The sequence below is a fragment of the Nocardia sp. NPDC003693 genome (assembly GCF_053981095.1).
Genome location: NZ_JBSFNO010000047.1, coordinates 1 through 16,439, shown reverse-complemented (window position 1 = coordinate 16,439; position 16,439 = coordinate 1). Strand labels below are relative to the sequence as shown.

13 protein-coding genes, 1 rRNA gene and 1 pseudogene are annotated in these 16,439 nt (G+C 70.6%); 2 read left to right on the top strand and 13 right to left on the bottom strand.

Annotated features, from left to right (window positions below):
* Positions 1–144: 144 nt before the first annotated feature.
* The 5 genes from xerD to steA all read right to left on the bottom strand — a co-directional run bounded on the left by xerD (position 145) and on the right by steA (position 6,011).
* Entirely contained in the window at positions 145–1,065 is a 921-nt protein-coding gene (gene xerD, locus ACWDOP_RS33925) for a site-specific tyrosine recombinase XerD (protein ID WP_456348321.1), read from the bottom strand.
* Positions 1,066–1,191: 126 nt separating this feature from the next.
* A complete protein-coding gene (locus tag ACWDOP_RS33920; RefSeq protein WP_456348320.1) occupies positions 1,192–1,833 on the bottom strand; it encodes an NUDIX domain-containing protein in 642 nt (213 codons plus the stop codon).
* A gap of 157 nt (positions 1,834–1,990) precedes the next feature.
* Positions 1,991–3,751, bottom strand: a complete 1,761-nt coding sequence (locus tag ACWDOP_RS33915; RefSeq protein ID WP_454200100.1) for a CTP synthase — start codon at positions 3,749–3,751, stop codon at positions 1,991–1,993.
* 120 nt (positions 3,752–3,871) lie between these two features.
* Positions 3,872–4,792: a copper transporter gene (locus ACWDOP_RS33910; RefSeq protein WP_456348319.1), complete on the bottom strand. Its 921-nt coding sequence runs from the start codon at positions 4,790–4,792 to the stop codon at positions 3,872–3,874.
* Between the two features lie 7 nt (positions 4,793–4,799).
* Positions 4,800–6,011, bottom strand: a complete 1,212-nt coding sequence (gene steA, locus ACWDOP_RS33905; RefSeq protein ID WP_454200098.1) for a putative cytokinetic ring protein SteA — start codon at positions 6,009–6,011, stop codon at positions 4,800–4,802.
* Positions 6,012–6,171: 160 nt separating this feature from the next.
* Between steA and ACWDOP_RS33900 the strand changes: the two genes are divergently transcribed.
* Positions 6,172–6,591, top strand: coding sequence for an SRPBCC family protein (locus ACWDOP_RS33900; RefSeq protein WP_456348318.1), 420 nt, complete (start codon positions 6,172–6,174; stop codon positions 6,589–6,591).
* A gap of 184 nt (positions 6,592–6,775) precedes the next feature.
* On the opposite strand, the gene recN is transcribed toward ACWDOP_RS33900, so the two are convergent.
* The 4 genes from recN to ACWDOP_RS33880 are packed head-to-tail and all read right to left on the bottom strand — an operon-like array spanning position 6,776 to position 10,761.
* Positions 6,776–8,548: a DNA repair protein RecN gene (gene recN, locus ACWDOP_RS33895; protein ID WP_454200096.1), complete on the bottom strand. Its 1,773-nt coding sequence runs from the start codon at positions 8,546–8,548 to the stop codon at positions 6,776–6,778.
* Positions 8,526–9,500 carry an NAD kinase gene (locus tag ACWDOP_RS33890; protein ID WP_454200095.1) on the bottom strand — a complete coding sequence of 325 codons (975 nt, stop codon included), beginning with the start codon at positions 9,498–9,500 and terminating at the stop codon, positions 8,526–8,528. Before ACWDOP_RS33890 ends, recN begins: the two co-directional genes overlap by 23 nt.
* The gene (locus tag ACWDOP_RS33885) at positions 9,497–10,462 is read right to left on the bottom strand and encodes a TlyA family RNA methyltransferase (protein ID WP_456348317.1); all 966 of its coding nucleotides are present in this window, start codon (positions 10,460–10,462) and stop codon (positions 9,497–9,499) included. The genes ACWDOP_RS33890 and ACWDOP_RS33885 overlap by 4 nt, the downstream gene beginning before the upstream one ends.
* Positions 10,463–10,464: 2 nt before the next feature.
* Complete coding sequence (locus tag ACWDOP_RS33880) at positions 10,465–10,761, bottom strand: hypothetical protein (protein WP_454200093.1); 297 nt, start codon at positions 10,759–10,761, stop codon at positions 10,465–10,467.
* An 89-nt stretch (positions 10,762–10,850) separates the two neighbouring features.
* On the opposite strand from ACWDOP_RS33880, the gene ACWDOP_RS33875 reads away from it, so the two are divergent.
* Positions 10,851–11,609 (top strand): class I SAM-dependent methyltransferase, encoded by a 759-nt coding sequence (locus ACWDOP_RS33875; RefSeq protein ID WP_456348316.1) that lies wholly within the window; start codon positions 10,851–10,853, stop codon positions 11,607–11,609.
* Positions 11,610–11,774: 165 nt separating this feature from the next.
* Here ACWDOP_RS33875 and ACWDOP_RS33870 read toward each other — a convergent pair whose 3' ends face one another.
* From ACWDOP_RS33870 to rrf, 4 genes and pseudogenes are all read right to left on the bottom strand, one after another.
* Complete coding sequence (locus ACWDOP_RS33870) at positions 11,775–12,212, bottom strand: GNAT family N-acetyltransferase (RefSeq protein WP_456348315.1); 438 nt, start codon at positions 12,210–12,212, stop codon at positions 11,775–11,777.
* A 436-nt stretch (positions 12,213–12,648) separates the two neighbouring features.
* Positions 12,649–13,569, bottom strand: coding sequence for an HAD-IIA family hydrolase (locus tag ACWDOP_RS33865; protein ID WP_456348314.1), 921 nt, complete (start codon positions 13,567–13,569; stop codon positions 12,649–12,651).
* Positions 13,570–13,969: 400 nt separating this feature from the next.
* Positions 13,970–14,986, bottom strand: a pseudogene (locus ACWDOP_RS33860) (hypothetical protein); the annotation flags it as partial.
* A gap of 1,367 nt (positions 14,987–16,353) precedes the next feature.
* Positions 16,354–16,439, bottom strand: a 5S ribosomal RNA gene (gene rrf / locus ACWDOP_RS33855); the annotation flags it as partial.

Below are 16,439 nucleotides of genomic sequence, written 5' to 3'. Positions count from 1 at the left end.
CGTACCTGCCCTTACCCGCCGGACCGAAAGTGCCGGTGGGGGCGCGCCCGACCGCGTGTGCGGACGGGTCACCTCTAGACGCTACCGCCTGTCGGCGTCAGACCCCTGTTCGGACACGCACCCTGAAGCTGCACTTCAGCCCCGCTAGCGGGCACGCGGATGGGCTGTTGCCCAGACCTCGTGGAGCGTGCCGACAGTCACCAGAGTGTAGATCTGCGTGGTGGTTACGGAGGCGTGACCGAGTAACTCCTGCACCACGCGTACATCCGCGCCACCGTCCAGCAGATGCGTGGCGAACGAATGTCGCAGCGTGTGCGGGGAGACCTTGGCGGCGATTCCGGCCCGATCGGCCGCGGAATGCAGTACCTGCCAAGCGGTTTGGCGGGTGAGCCGGCCGCCGCGGTGATTGAGGAAGAGCGCGGGGGTAGACCGGCCGCGACCGGACAGCTCGGGCCGGCCGCGCACCAGGTACGCGTCCACCGCGGCCAGCGCGGGCCGCCCGATCGGGACCATCCGTTGCTTACCGCCCTTGCCGCGCAGCACGACAGCGCGGTCGCCGGCGTCGATGTCGTCCACATCGAGTGCGGTGATCTCGGAGATGCGCGCGCCCGTGGAGTAGAGCAGTTCCAGCAGGGCGCGGTCGCGCAGACCGCGCGGGGCGTCGGGCCCCTCCGCGCCGGCGGCGTCCAGCAAACGCGAAATCTGGTCGTAGGGCAGCGCTTTGGGCAGGCGGCGTGGGGGCGTCGGCGGCTTGACCGGATGCGCCACGTCCGCCTCGGTGACGCCCTCGGCGACCGAGAATCGGTGCAGGCCCCGCACCGCGACCAGCGCCCGCGCGGCCGAACTCGCCGCCAGCGCGGCATGATCCGCGTCACCCGCCCGCAGCCACACCACGAAATCGGATATGTCGGACTCCCGCACCTCGGTGAGATCCGCCACCCCGCGCTCGGTCAGAAAATCCAGGTACCGCCCCAGATCCCGCCGATACGCACCGAGCGTGTTGCGCGCCATACCGCGCTCGACCGTCAAATGGTCCAGGTAGGCGTCGATTCGGCGGCTCAGCACGCTGCCATCATGGCACCGGTGACCGACAACGGCGGGCACGCACGCGCGCCCGGCGCGTGGCCGGCGGAACCGGTCCGGTCGAAAAGCCTTGACCAGCACGGATACCCGAGGAGGCGGCGATACCCGCTATTTCTCGGCGGCTTTGCGATTCAGGAACTTCGTGGGCAGGCCGGGCCAGGGCGCGTCGGCGGGGCGCGGCTCGAGGCCCGCGGCCCGGGCGGCCAGCAGCGCGGTGACGCCCGCGACCGCGGTGGCGTTGGTGATCTCGCCCGCGAGGGCCCGGCGCGCGGCCTCGGCGACCGGCACCCGCAGCACCTGCAGGTCGGCTTCCTCGTGCTCGGGTTCGGGCTGCTCGGTCTCGTACAGGCCCGAGGCCAGGTAGATGCGCAGCGCCTCGTCGGTGAAGCCGGGCGAGAGCTCGATGTCCACCAGCACCGACCACTCGCGCGCGGCGAGCCCGGTCTCCTCGGCCAATTCGCGCTGGGCCGCGTGCAGCGGATCCTCCCCCGGCGCGTCCAGCAGGCCCGCGGGCAGCTCGAGCAGCCTCCGCCCGATCGGATGGCGGTACTGGTTGATCAGCACCAGATTGTCGTCCTCGTCCACCGCGGCCACCGCCACCGCCGCGTGATGTTCGATCACCTCGCGCTCGGCGACCCGCCCGCCGGGCATGGCCACCTGATCCAGCCGGAGCGCCAGAATCGCGCCCTCGTACACGGTGCGGCTCGAAACGGTGTCGAAGTCATGCGTGCCGGGCGCGGAGTCAGCCATGGGCCAACCTTATCGGGCCGGGTGCGGGACCGACCCGGGCCCGGACACCGAACGCCGAAGGCCCGGCCCCGAACACCGCCGTGGAGGCGGGTGTTCGGGGCCGGGCCTCGGGAGAAACCGGGTCCGAGGACCGCGGGCGGCACAGCGCCCGCGGCCGTCAGCTCTTGACCTTGTCGCCCTTCGCGGCCTTGGCGGCCGCCGCGGGCTTGACCGCTTCGGCGGCGGGCTCGGGGGTGAGCTCGACCGGAAGCTGTTCGGCCGCCTTGTACTTCAGCGCGGCCGAGATGAGCGCCGCGAACAGCGGGTGCGGGCGCGTCGGACGGGACTTGAGCTCCGGGTGCGCCTGGGTGGCGACGAAGAACGGATGCTTGTCCTGCGGCAGCTCCACGAACTCGACCAGGTGGCCGTCCGGGGAGGTGCCGCTGAAACGCAGACCGCTCTTGGCGATCTTGTCCCGGTAGGTGTTGTTGACCTCGAAGCGATGGCGGTGCCGCTCGGACACCTCCGTGCTGCCGTAGGCCTGCGCCACCACCGAATCCTGCTCCAGCACCGCCGGATACGCGCCCAAGCGCATGGTGCCGCCCAGATCCGCCTCACCGGCCACGGCCTGTTCCTGATCGGCCATGGTGGAGATGACCGGGTACTTGACGTCCGGCTCGAACTCGGTCGAGTTGGCGTCGTCCAGGCCCACCGACCGCGCGGATTCGATCACCATGCACTGCAGGCCCAGACACAGGCCCAGGGTGGGAATGCCGCGGGTGCGGGTGAACTTGATCGCCCCGACCTTGCCCTCGATACCGCGAATGCCGAAGCCGCCCGGGATGAGCACGGCGTCGACGTCTGCCAGGTGCGTGCGCGCACCGGCCTCGGTCTCGCACTCGTCGGACTGCACCCAGCGGATGTTCACCTTGGCGTGCGAGGCGAAACCGCCGGCGCGCAGCGCCTCGGTGACCGAGAGGTAGGCGTCGGGCAGGTCGACGTACTTGCCGACCAGCGCCACGGTGACGTGCTCGCGCGGGTTGTGCACCCGATCGAGCAGATCGCCCCACACGGTCCAGTCCACATCGCGGAACGGCAGGCCCAGGCGGCGCACGACGTACGCGTCCAGACCCTCGCGGTGCAGCACCTTGGGGATGTCGTAGATCGACGGCGCGTCGGGGGTCGAGATGCAGGCATCCACGTCCACGTCGCACATGAGGGCGATCTTGTTCTTGAGCGGTTCCGGCACATCGCGATCGCAGCGCAGGATCAGGGCATCGGGCTGGATGCCGATGTTGCGCAGCGCCGCCACCGAGTGCTGGGTCGGCTTGGTCTTCAGCTCGCCCGAGGGACCCAGGTAGGGCACCAGCGTGACGTGCAGGAAGAAGCAGTTGTCCCGGCCCACCTCGTGGCGGATCTGCCGAGCCGCCTCGAGGAACGGCTGCGACTCGATATCGCCGACGGTGCCGCCGATTTCGGTGATGACCACGTCGGGCACCTGGCCGTGCAGGTCCGGCTCCGCCATCGCGGTGATCCGGGCCTTGATGGCGTCGGTGATGTGCGGGATGACCTGCACGGTGTCGCCGAGGTATTCGCCGCGGCGCTCCTTGGCGATCACGGTCGAATAGATCTGACCGGTGGTGACATTCGCGATCCCGGAGAGATCGCGATCGAGGAAGCGTTCGTAGTGACCCACGTCGAGGTCCGTTTCCGCGCCGTCCTCGGTCACGAACACCTCTCCGTGCTGGAAAGGATTCATCGTGCCTGGATCGACGTTGAGGTACGGATCCAACTTCTGCATCGTCACGCGCAAACCGCGCGACGTGAGCAGCTGACCGAGGCTGGAGGCGGTCAGACCCTTACCGAGTGAAGAGGCAACGCCACCGCTGACGAAGATGTGTTTCGTGGCCGCGCGCGCCGGAATCCGTGATTGACCCACGGGACTTCACGGTAACACGAACCCCGGATGCCGATCGAATGCCACGCGGCGGACATCCCCGCGATTCCGGCCCGGCCCCCGTCGTTAACGCGAATATTGCCCGTCGGCGGCCGGTTCCGGTCAGTGCGGCATGGCCACGACTGTGAGCGAGGTCGCGGACGCCCCGGTGCCGTATCGCCCGGTGCCGCCGTTCAGCTGTTCGGTGAGCCCGAGCACGGTGGTGATGCGGCCGATCTGGTGGTCGACGTTGTCCACCGTCGTGATCGTTGCCAGCGGCGCCTCCGAGCGTGCCACGGCGATCGCGCCGGGTCCCTCGGCGGCCCCGTAGCGACCCGCCAGCACCACGCCGGCCGAATGCGCGCGCAGGCCCGCGGCGAAGCGCGCCAGGATGGTGCCGCGATTGCTCTCGGGCGCGCGGGCGCCGTCCCCGGCCACCACGACCGACAGTTGCGCCGGGCCCTGCACATCGGAAGTGAGGAAGCCGCCGCCGCGCAGGGTCTCCAGGGCGAGCCCGCGTTCGGGATCGGTGCCGCGCGGCTGACCGGTGGCCGGATCGGTGAGCAGGACCTGTCCGAGCAGGTCGCCGGCCAGGCTGCCCTGATCGGGTGCGTCGACGCGCAGTTGCCCGCCGGCGGGCACCACGTTGGTGAGCGCGGTGCGCAGCCGATCGCTCTCGCCGGAGTCGGTGAACGCCTCGGCGAGGGTGACGCGGCCGGTGACGGCGGCGCCCGCGGCCAGCAGCGCCGCGCTCACCGCGTCGACGTCGGCGGCGTCGGCGTCCGGGGCGGCGAACACCAGGACGCTGCGCCCGGCCAGATTGCCCGCGAGCAGTTTGCCCGCCGCGCCGGACAGGAAGTCGTCGGCGGCGCGCAATTGCGCGGTGAGCCGGTCGTTCTCGGCGATCAGCGCGTCGCTCGCGGGCCGGTCGCCCCTACCGGGGATGAAACCGTCCGAGCGGGTCTGGCTGCCGAGCACCACCCCGACCGCGAGGGCCAGGAAGACGGCGGCGATCGAAACAGCGTGGTGGCGAAAGGAAAGCACGACTCCCCTACCTGATTCCGTCGATCGTGTTCTGTATCCACAGCCAGGTGCGATCCCAGGCGTTGGTGGTCCAGTCCAGGACCTCGGCGCCCATGTGGGTGGCCAGCATCGCGACGATGAGCGCCACCAGCGCGGCCAGCACCACCAGGGCGATCGCCCAGCCCGAACCGCGCTGGCGGTACAGCACCGCAACGGCTTTCGCGTCCATGAGCTTGGTGCCGATCTTCAATCTGGTGAGGAAGGTGGCCGGGTTGGAATCGCGGCGGCCGCGATCGAAGAACTCGTCGAGCGAGACCGCCGCGCCCGCGGTGACGATCAGGCTCGCGCCGTGGTGATCGGCGAGCAGCAGCGCCAGATCGGCGGGCGCGCCCGAGGACGGGAAGGTGGTCGCGCCGATGCCGAGATCCTGAATTCGCTCCAAACCCTTTGCGTGCCCGTCGGTATCGGCGGGCAGGATCACCTCGGCCCCGCACTTGAGGGTGTTGGCGGTGATCTCCTCGGGGTCGCCGACGATGAGGTCGGGGCGGTAGCCGTGGCGGATCAGGGTGTCCGCGCCGCGGCCGACGCCGATGAGGATGGGCGCGTATTCCTTGATGAAAGGCTTGATGCGCTTGAGATCATCGGCGTGGTCGGGTCCGTCGGCCACGACGACGACGTGCTTCTTGCGCATGTCGACCGCGACCTCGGGTACGCCGATTCCGTCTATCAGCAGCGAGCTTTCGGTGCGGATGAACTCGATGGTGTTGCCCGCGAAGGCTTCCAGGTGATCGGCCAGCCCGTTGCGGGCCTCGATCATGCGCTCGGCGATACCGAGTTCGGTGAGCTCGATGCCGTCCACGAGCGCTTCGGGTTCCTTCTTGCTCGACTTGTCGGCGTACACCACGCCGCCGTCGACGCGTACCCGCGTGCCGTCCTTGATCCGGGTGAAGACATCGGAGCTGACCGCGTCGAGCAGCAGGACGCCGTTGGCCACCAGCACCTCCGGACCCAGATTCGGGTAGCGGCCGGAGATGGAGGGCGAGGCGTTCACCACCGCGGCGACCCGGGCCTGCACCAGGCGGTCGGCGGTGAGCCGGTCCAGGTCCATCTCGTCCAGGAAGACGATGTCGCCCGGTCCCACGCGCTGCAGCAGACGCCTGGTGTTGCGGTCCACCCGGGCCGGCCCCACGATTCCGGGGAGCGTTTCGGAGTTGCGCGACAGCAGTCCCAGCATCTTCATAGCAACTGATGATTATCGGAAAGTCTCAACCTGTGGTGGAGGCGCGCCGGGCCGCCGCATTCGTCACTGTGATGCCACATCGGTCACAGTGATGCCGGTATCCGTGAACATCCGGTACAGATATGCTCCGGGCAACGGTTCGAGAGGAGACACCACCGTTATGGCCAGCACCACCGTCGATACTGTCCTGAACGCCCCGCGCGACGTCGTCTACAAGCTTTTCACCGACCGCGACAGCATTTCGAGCTTCATGCCGATCCAGATCGTGCTCAAGAAGCCGGGAGCCGGCAGCCCGTCCGGCGTCGGCGCGCAGTACCAGCTGGGTCTGGGCCCGGTCGGCGTCACGGAGGAGACCGTCGAACTGGTCCCCAACGAGCGCTTCGTCTACAAGATCGTCAAGGGCGCGCCGGTCAAGCGGCACTACGGCACCGTGACCTTCGCCGACGCCCCCGGCGGCACCCGCGTGGTCTACACCATGGACTCCGAACCGAGCCTGCCGGTGCCGGCCAAGGTCCTCGAGATCGGGCTGCGCGCCCTGATCAACCAGTTCCTGGCCGGTGCGCGCAAGGCCGTCAAATAGGCCGGGCGGCAACCCGATCGGCTGATCCGGCGCGAGCCACACCGCCGCGCACCGCTCCGAGTCCCCCGCGGCTCGCGGCGGCGCGGCGCGAGAGGTGTTCCGCAGCACGCCGGATCAGGTGAATCGAACGACACGGCCCCCGAACACGATGTGTTCGGGGGCCGTTCGCTGTCCCTCCGTCGGATCAGTGTGCGGCGGTGACCTTTTCGGCGTCGGCCGTGGTCAGCAACTCCCAGGCGTGCGCGCGACCGGTCTCGGTGTCGTCCAGGCCGGCGAGCATGCGGGCCAGTTCCACGACCCGCTCGTCCCGGGTCAGCGACCGCACCCCGGAGTTGACGCCCTTGCCGTCGTCGACCTTGTCCACCATCAGGTGGGTGTCGGCGAACGCCGCCACCTGCGGCAGGTGGGTCACCACGATGACCTGGTGGGTGCGCGCCAATTGCGCCAGGCGACGGCCGATCTCGACCGCGGCCCGGCCGCCGACACCGGCGTCGACCTCGTCGAAGACCATGGTCGTGCCGTGCTCGGAACTGGCGAGCACCACCTCGAGCGCGAGCATGATGCGCGAGAGCTCACCGCCGGAAGCGCTGCGGCTCAGGGGCAGCGGCTGCGCGCCCGAGTGCGCGGCGAGCCGGAACTCCACCTCGTCCACCCCGGTGGAACCGGCGTGCAGCTCCTGCCCGTCCACCAGCAGCGGCGCGGAATCCTGCGCACCGGCCGGAACCGGGCGCACCCCGACCTCGAGCCGGGCCCGGCCCATGGCCAGACCGCTCAGTTCGGCGCTGACCGCGGTGGCCAGCTTGCCCGCGGCCTTGCCGCGGGCCACGGTCAGCTTGCGGGCTGCCTCGCGCACCTTGTCCGCGGCGGTCTCCACCTCCGCGGCCAGGGCCGCCAGCGCCTCGTCCGAGACGTCGAGCGACTGCAGGCGCGTTCTGGACTCGTCGGCCCAGGCGATGACGCCGTCGATGTCCGGGGCGTACTTGCGGGTCAGGGTCTTGAGCTCGGCCTGCCGGGTGAGCAGGGAGTCCAGCGCGCCCGGATCCGACGGCAGATCCGACAGGTAGGAGCTGAGCTCGGTGGTCAGATCCACCACCACCGACAGCGCCTCGCCCAGCCGCGGCCCCAGCGCGGTCAGCGCCGGATCGTCGGCGGCCTCCAGGCGCGCGCGAGCGGTGCCCAGCAGATCCAGCGCGCCCGAACCCTCCCCCGGGGTGTCCGAGGGCCCGGCCAGGGCGTCGTGCGCGGCCGCGGCGGCCTCACGCAGCGAATCCAGATCCGAGAGCCTGCGCACCTCGACGACGATCCGCGCGTCCTCGTCGGGCTCGGGCGCGATCGCGTCGATCTCGTTGAGCGACTGGGTCAGATGATCGGCCTCCAGCGCCAGTTCGCGACTGCGCGCGGTGCGCTCGAGCAACTGGTTGCGCGCCTCGAGCCAGGTGCGGCGCACCTTCTGGTACTTGCGCAGCAGCGGGGCGACGGCGTCGGCCGCGAACTGATCCAGCGCGTGCAGCTGCTGATCCGGCCGCTGCAGGCGCAACTGATCGTTCTGCCCGTGCACGGTCAGCAACGGGGTGGTGAAATCCGAGAGGACCGAGGCCGGAACGCTGCGCCCGCCCAGATGCGCGCGCGAGCGGCCATCGCTGCCGACCGTGCGCACGGCGATGATGCTGCCGTCGTCATCGGTTTCCGCGCCGGAGGATTCGAGCACCTCCTTGACCTCGAGAATCGCGCCGTCGTGCACCGCGTCGACGGTGAAGCGCCCCTCGACCACCGCCCGCGAGGCGCCCAGGCGCACCCGTCCCGGATCGGCGCGCGCGCCGCTGAGCAGATGCAGGCTGGTGACCACCATGGTCTTGCCCGCACCGGTCTCACCGGTCAGTACGGTCAGTCCTTCGTGGAATTGCGCGGTGGCCGTGGAAATTACGCCCAGCCCGTCAATCCTGATCTCTGTCAGCACTCGTGCTCTCCGTTCGCGCAGACGCTCGGCCTCGCCAGCCTGTCACGGGCAACTGGAATTTGCGCACCATCCGGTCGGCGAACGGCGCGGAATCGAGCCGCACCCACCGCACCGATTCGGTCCCGCGGACCGCCTCCACCCGGCCGCCCCGCGGCAATGCGAGGGTGCGACGGCCGTCGAGGAAAACTATCGCATCATGGCCCGTGGCAACGGTTTCCACCGCGATCCGGGAATCGGGGCTGGTCACCAGGGGCCGGGCGAACAGGGCATGGGCGTTGCTCGGAATCACCAGCAGCGCTTCGAGTTGCGGCCACACCACCGGCCCGCCGGCGGAGAAGGCGTATGCGGTGGACCCCGTCGGAGTGGCCACCAGCACACCGTCGCAGCCGAACGACGACACCGGGCGGCCGTCCACCTCGAGCACCACCTCGAGAACGCCCATGCGCGCGGCGTTCTCGATACTGGCCTCGTTCAGGGCCCAGCCGGAATCGACGAGCACATCGTCGACCCGCACGCTCACATCGATGGTCATGCGCTCTTCGATGGTGTAATCGCGGCGCACGACCTGTGATAGCGCCTCGTCCAGGTGCTCGGCCTCGGCCTCGGTGAGAAAACCGATGCGGCCCAGATTGATTCCCAGCACCGGCACCGAGGCGTTGCGGGCCAGTTCGGCCGCGCGCAGGAAGGTGCCGTCGCCGCCGAGGGCGAGCACCATTTCCGCGCCCACCGCGGCGTCGGGTGTGTGCGCCATGACGCGCACGGGATAGCCGCCGTCGGGCTCGCCCTGCTCGTCGAGATCGAAACGGGTGCTGTAGGCCTCGTCCTCGAGGACCCGCAACCCGATACCCGCCTCGGAGAAGATCTTGGCCGCCCGGTGCGCGGTCTCGGTGATCTCCGACCGCCCGGGATGCGCGACCAGCAGGACTTCCCGTCCGGTGCCCGGCGAATTCACTGTGGTCCCTCCTGAACCGCCCGATCGATCAACCCCTGCACGCGATCCCGCTCCGCCGGCCCGAAGGCGGTGAACGCGAGATCTGCGGCAACGGCCGAATCCGCTGCGGCCGATACCGTATCGGTTACGACCGACACGGTATCGCCACCGGCGGATTGATCGGCATCGTGCTGCGCGACAGTATTTTCTCCCGCGGCCGGAGCTCCCGCCGCCTCATTACGCAACCACAGGAAGTACTCCACATTCCCGGACGGGCCGGGCAGCGGGCTCGCCACCACGCCCCGGGTCCGCAGGCCCAGCTTCGCCGCGGCGGCCGCGACCTCCAGCACCGTCTCCGCGCGCAGCGCCGGATCGCGCACCACGCCACCGGATCCGAGCCGGTCCTTGCCGACCTCGAACTGCGGTTTGACCATGGGCAGCAGATCGGCGCCGGGCGCGCAGCAGGAGGCCAGCGCGGGCAGCACCAGGCCCAGGGAGATGAACGAGAGATCGGCGACAACCAATTCGACTGTCCCGCCGATCAGTTCGGGGTTCAGCGCGCGAACGTTGGTGCGGTCGTGCACCAGCACCCGATCGTCGTTCTGCAGACGCCAGATGAGCTGGCCGTACCCGACATCGGCGGCGACGACCTGTTTCGCGCCCCTGCTGAGCAGCACATCGGTGAAACCACCGGTGGACGCGCCCGCGTCCAGGCAGCGCTTCCCCTCGACCGAGACCCCGAGCGGTTCGAACGCCTCGAGCGCGCCCAGCAGTTTGTGCGCGCCGCGCGACGCCCACTGCACCTCGTCGGGCTCGTCGCGAACCAGCAGCGGGGCACTGGCCTCCACACCCGTCGCCGCCTTCGTGGCGACACTGCCGTTGATCAGGACGCGACCCGCGTTGATCAGCTCGACCGCGTGCTCCCGCGATCGCGCCAGTCCGCGGCGAACCAGTTCCGCGTCCACCCGTGCGCGTTTGACCACCGTCAGACCTTGTCCACCGTGGCCAGGGCCTGCACCAGCACATCGTGCGCCTGCTCCAGAATGCGGGCGCGCCGAACGATATCGGTGCCCTCGGCCGTGGATTCCCGTGCCCCGGCCGACAATTCGGCCAGCAGGGCGTCGACCTCCGCGCGGACCCGCTGCGGGTCGGCGAATTCCTGATTCGTACCCGGCAGGTGCTGACCGGGCAGCGGAGCCCCCGGGCGGGGCCCCTGGCCGGGTAGCGGCCGGGCGGGCTGCGCGGCGGCAGCGCCGTACGGGACAGGGCTTGGCGTACTCATGGTGGCGACAACGCTACCCGAACCCGCATTCGAACACACGTACCCTGCCGGGTCCGGGGGCCCGGCAGCTATCGGCGAGAATCGACCCCATGGAACGCGACTTCGAGGACCTGATCGCGGAAGCGGACGCGGTCTCGGTGGCCGGCTGGGATTTCTCCTGGCTGGCGGGCCGGGCCACCGAGGAGCGGCCGTCCTGGGGCTATCAGCGGCAACAGGCGGGCAGGCTGGCGACGGCCCGGGCGGCGCTGGACATCCAGACCGGAGGCGGCGAGGTGCTCGCCGAGGCCGAGAAGTTCCCGCCCACGATGGTCGCCACCGAATCCTGGCCGCCGAACCTGGCCGAGGCCACCCGGCTGCTGCACCCGCGCGGAGCGGTGGTGGTCGCCGATCCGGACGAGCCGCCGCTACCGTTCGCCGACTCGGCGTTCGACCTGGTCACCAGCCGCCACCCCGCCACGATCTGGTGGGCGGAGATCGCCCGGGTGCTCGAACCCGGCGGCGTCTACTTCGCGCAGCACGTCGGGCCGGCGAGCGTGTTCGAACTCGTCGAGTACTTCCTGGGACCTCAGCCCGAGGCACGCAAGGGCCGCGATCCCGAACGGGAGGCCGCCGACGCGCGCGCGGCCGGGCTGGAGATCGTCGGGTCCCGGACCGAGCGGCTTCGTATGGAGTTCAACGACATCGGGGCCGTGGTGTACTTCCTGCGCAAGGTGATCTGGATGGTGCCGGGGTTCACGGTCGAGCAGTACCGGGATCGGCTGGCCGAGTTGCACGCGCTGATCGAGGCCGACGGACCGTTCGTCGCCTACTCCGCGCGGACCCTGGTCGAGGCGCGCAAACCCCTGTAGCGCAGGGGCAATCCGCCGGCCACCGCGACGCTAACCCGGCCGGGCGCACCGAACTCCCTGGGCGCGGGGCAGCGACCGTATCGCGGATCGGCGCCGGAGCCGTGGCGTCGGCGCCGTGCGCGCGCCGGAGCCGTGGCGTCGGCGCCGTGCGCGCGCCGGCGCGGCTCAGACCTCGACCGAGAAGTGGTGCGAGGTGATGGCCAGGTGATGGCGCATGTACAGCCGATGCGCCGCGGCGCGGTTCGCCGCGACACCGGAATCCAGGTGCACCGCTTCACAATCGAGCCGCTCGGCCTCACCCTTCACCCAGCTCACGAGCTGATCGGCGTATCCGTTGCCGCGCGCGTCCGGCACGGTGCTGACGTCGTCGACGTACACGAACCGGCCCCACGCCGTCGAATGGGTGACCCGGAAACCCAGGATCGAGCGAGCGTGCTCGGAGGCGTCGTCGAAGACCCCGATCAACCGGTACCCGGCGGGCCGCAACTGCTCGTCGACGAGCCGGGTGATCGCCTCGGCGCTCCCCCACCGCGGCCGCAACTCCAGCAGCGCGGGCCCGCCCAGCCCGGTCTCACCCGCGAAGATCTCCCGTAGTTCGCTCATGGCTCGACGGTAGTTCAGCCCGCGAGCCCGGTCCGAGAGCCACTTCGGGCGAAGTGTGACAGACCATTCGGGCGCGCCCGCCTCGTTGCGCTCGCCCCGTCCGAATACGCGACGATCCCCGCGACGCCGAAGCCCAATGCCACGACGCCGGCCGGGAGGCTTCCGCCCCTCGCCGACGCGATAATCGGCAAAGCGGGTTCGCGCGAACCCGCTTCGGCGCATGTCCGGGCCCGGGGCGGCCCCTCCGCGGCTAGACCGCCACGGGACGATTCGGTGATCAGCGTGCCGCATGCCGGCGACTGTGCTTGCGGCGCAGAGCATCTTCGCCCGGCGAAACGCGGCCGGTATGCCCCTGTGGTCGATGGCTTCGGGATGCTTCGCCGACTCCCGGCGCGTGCCCGTTGGAGACCGCGCCGGGGATCCCGAAGGCGGCGCTTCAGTTCCCGGACGGGGGCGCGGAGACCGGGATCGCGCGGCCGGGGTGCTCGGCGAAGAGCTTAGTGAGGGTCGCGGCGATATCGCCCGGGGGCGGGGGTGCGACGTCGGCGACCGGGTGGTTCAGGGCGTCGAGGGACTCGGCCACGTAGGTGGGGAGACGGTCGGCAGGCCGGCGATCCAGGTCCGCCAGGGTGCTGACGCCGGTCAGGACGAGCAGGGAGGGCAGGCCGACGCTGTGGCCGCCGTCGATGTCGGTGTCCAGGCGGTCACCGACCACCAGGGCGTCGCGGGTGCCCGCGCGCAGCAGGGCGTCCTCGATCAGCGGGGCGTAGGGCTTGCCCGCCACGATCGGCTGCCGATCCGAGGCGGTGCGCAGCGCGGCGACCATGGAACCGTTGCCGGGCGCGAGCCCGCGTTCGTTGGGCAGGGTGGCGTCGGTGTTGGCGGCCACCCAGAGCGCGCCGGCGCGCAGCGCGTAGGCGGCCTCGGCCAGATCGGCCCAGGCGGTCTGCGGATTGTGGCCCTGCACCACCGCGGCCGGGGCCACGCCGTTGAAACGGCGAATCGGCTCCAGGCCGACCGCGCGTACCTCGGCCACGAGATCGTCGGTGCCGACCACCAGGACGGTGGCGCCCGGGTCCAGCCGGGTCGCGAGCAGACCGGCGGCGGCCTGGGCGCTGGTCACCACGTCGTCTTCGGTTGCGGGGTAATCGAGTTCGCGCAGATGCGCGGCCACCGCGGCGGCCGAACGGCTGGCGTTGTTGGTCACGTACATGAGCCGCTGCGCCGGGACATCCCCGGAATTCGCCGCAGGATCACCCGAAAGCGCCTGCGGCGCACCGGGAATCACGTCGTGCCCGCGATACAGCGTGCCGTCCAGATCGAGCAGTAGCGCGCCGAATCGATCCCGTAGCCGCATGGTGCCGCCCCTTCTCACTCCCCGGTCCCGGATGCGAACCGCCGCCCGGTGCGCGGGCGGCGGTCACACCGAATGTCAGCTCTCCCAGCCGACTTCAGGACCGATCGTCATCCTTGGCCGCCTCGGACCAGTCGCCGGGCGGATCTTCGATGGTCGTCACGGCCGGCTTACCGGCCGCACCGGCGGATTCGGCGATCGAGCCGGAATCCGCGGTGTCGTCATCATCGCCGAACTCGGCGGCGGCGGCACCGGAATCGGCGGCATCGAGGACCTCGGGCGAATCGTCGCTCTCGTCGTCGTCCTCGTCATCCTCGACCGCGGCGGTCCAATCCGGTTCGCCCGCTTCGTCTTCGGCGTCTCCGTCCGGCAGGGTCCAGCCCCGGCCGTCGCCGCCCTCGGCCAGATCGGCGGCCCGGTCCTCGGCGTCGGTCTCACCGTCGGTGTCGGCGGACGCGGCGTTCATGAACCAGGTCAGCGATTCCTCGTTGCGGCCGGCGGCCAGCAGCGCCTCGGCGTAGGCGTAGAACAGGCGCGCCGCGGCCGAACCGGTCCGAGCCGGATCGAGTTCGGCGGTCTGCAACGTCACCACGGCCTGATCGAACTGGCCCAGATCCATCCGGGCGCCCGCGACCACGATGCGCAGTTCGGTGGCCTCGTCGCCCTCCAGCTGCCGGGCCTCGTCGCTGCGGCCCAGCTCGATGGCGCGCTCGGGGCGACCCAGACCGCGCTCGCAGTCGGCCATGACGGCCAGCAGACCCGAACCACCGGACATGCGGCGCGCGGTGCGCAGCTCCGACAGGGCCTCGGCCCACTCCCCGGCGTGATAGGCCGCGACGCCGTTGGTCTCGCGGACCACGGCGATACGACCGGCGCGCTGCCGCGCCGCCCGGGCGTGCTCGAGGGCCAGCTCGGGATCCTCACCGAGCAGCTGCGCCACCATGACCAGGTGCCGGGCGACGGTCTCGGCATTGGACTTGTCCAGGCTCAGCAGATCCCGGCGAACCGCGGGCTCGAGGTCGGACGCCTGGATCTCGTCGGGCAGGGCCGGCTCGTCCGGGCGTCCCGCCCGGCGCTCGCTGCCACCGGCCCGCGCACCCTCGCCGCCCCGGCGGCGGTCGTCGCCGGCGAACGAACGCTCCGGACGATCGCCGCCACGCTCGGCACGGTCGCTGTCGCCGGAACCGCTGCGCCCGAAGCTCTTCCGCTCGTCGCTGCGATCCCGGTCGCCGCCACGGTTGTCGTCCCGCTTGAAGCCACCGCGGTTGTCGTCACGTTTGAACCCGCCGCGATCGCCACCGCGGTCCTCGCGGTTGTAACCGCCGCGCTCGCCACGGTTCTCCCCGCGCTGGAAGCCGCCACGGCTGTCGCCGCGAGCGTCGTCCCGCTTGAAACCACCGCGGTCGCTACCGCGGTCGTCACGGTTGTAGCCACCGCGATCTGTGCCGCCCTCACGCTTGAACCCGCCACGGTCGCCACCGCGGTCCTCGCGGTTGTAGCCACCGCGCTCGCCACCGCCGCGGTTGAAACCACCCCGGGTGTCGCCACCGCGACTGTCATCGCCACGGTTGTAGCCGCCGCGGTCGCCGCCACGATTGTCATCACGCTTGAAGCCGCCACGGTCGCCGTCGCGCTTGAACCCGCCGCGATTGTCGTCGGAACGGTTGAACGCGCCCCGGTCATCGCCACGATTGTCGCGGTTGTACCCGCCGCGGTCACTGCCACGGTTGTAGCCGCCGCTGCGCTCACCACCGCGACTATCGCCACCGCGCGAGAATCCACCGCGCTCACCACCGCGGCCATCGCCGCCACCGCGGTTGAATCCACCCCGGCTATCGCCACGATCGGAGCCGCGGTTGTCGCCACCGCGGTTGTAGCCGCCGGTGCGCTCGCCACCACGGCTGAAGCCGCCGCGCTCACCACCGCGGCTGTCACCGCCACGATTGAACCCGCCGGCGCGCTCGCCGTCACGGCTGTCGCGCGAGAATCCGCCGCGCTCACCGCCGCGGTTGTCGCCACCACGGTTGAACCCACCCCGGTCGCCGCCGCCGCCGCGGTTGAACCCGCCGCGCTCGCCACCACGGGTGTCGTCGGAGCGGTTGAATCCGCCCCGGTCAGCGCCACGACTGTCGCCGCCACGGTTGAAGCCGCCGCGGCCGCCGTCCCGGCTACCTCTGTTGTCTCTGGAGAAGCCGCCGCGCCCCGCGTTGTCGCGGTCCCCGCCGCGATTGAATCCGCCGCGCTCGCCACCGCGATCGTCGCGGTTGTAGCCACCGCTGCGCTCACCGCCGCCGCTGCGATTGAAGCCACCGTTGCGAGAGGAGCCGCCGTCGCGGCTGCCACCCTCGGCGCGGTCTCTGCCGCCCGGTCGGCCCTCGTCCCGCCGGCCGCCGAAGCCGCCGCCCTGACCGGTTCCACCGCTACTACGGCGGAAAGGTTTGCGGTCGTCGTTCTGCTCCGACACGGTGAGCCCTCTCTATAGTTTGCCTGCGGTCCCGGCCCGCGGCGCTGGCGCGCGTGAGGGTCTGACGGGAGGTCCCCGCCACCACAAATTCAATCACGCGCCGCTGAGCGTCCAAGCGGCACCGGGTGTAAAACGACGAAAGGGGACCCAAATATGGGTCCCCTTTCGTGAAGGATGTTCCGGCGGTGACCTACTCTCGTGCCGGCTCGACTATCCGCCCGTCTTCACTCCGGGCCCTCGATAGCAAAACCACACAGAATACTTCCGAACCTGAACCCGACAAGAACCCCCAGCCCGAAGGCTGAGGGTTCTTGCGAATGATGTTCCGGCGGTGACCTACTCTCCCACACCCTGTCGAGTGCAGTACCATCGGCGCTGGTGGCCTTAGCTTCCGGGTTCGGAATGGGAC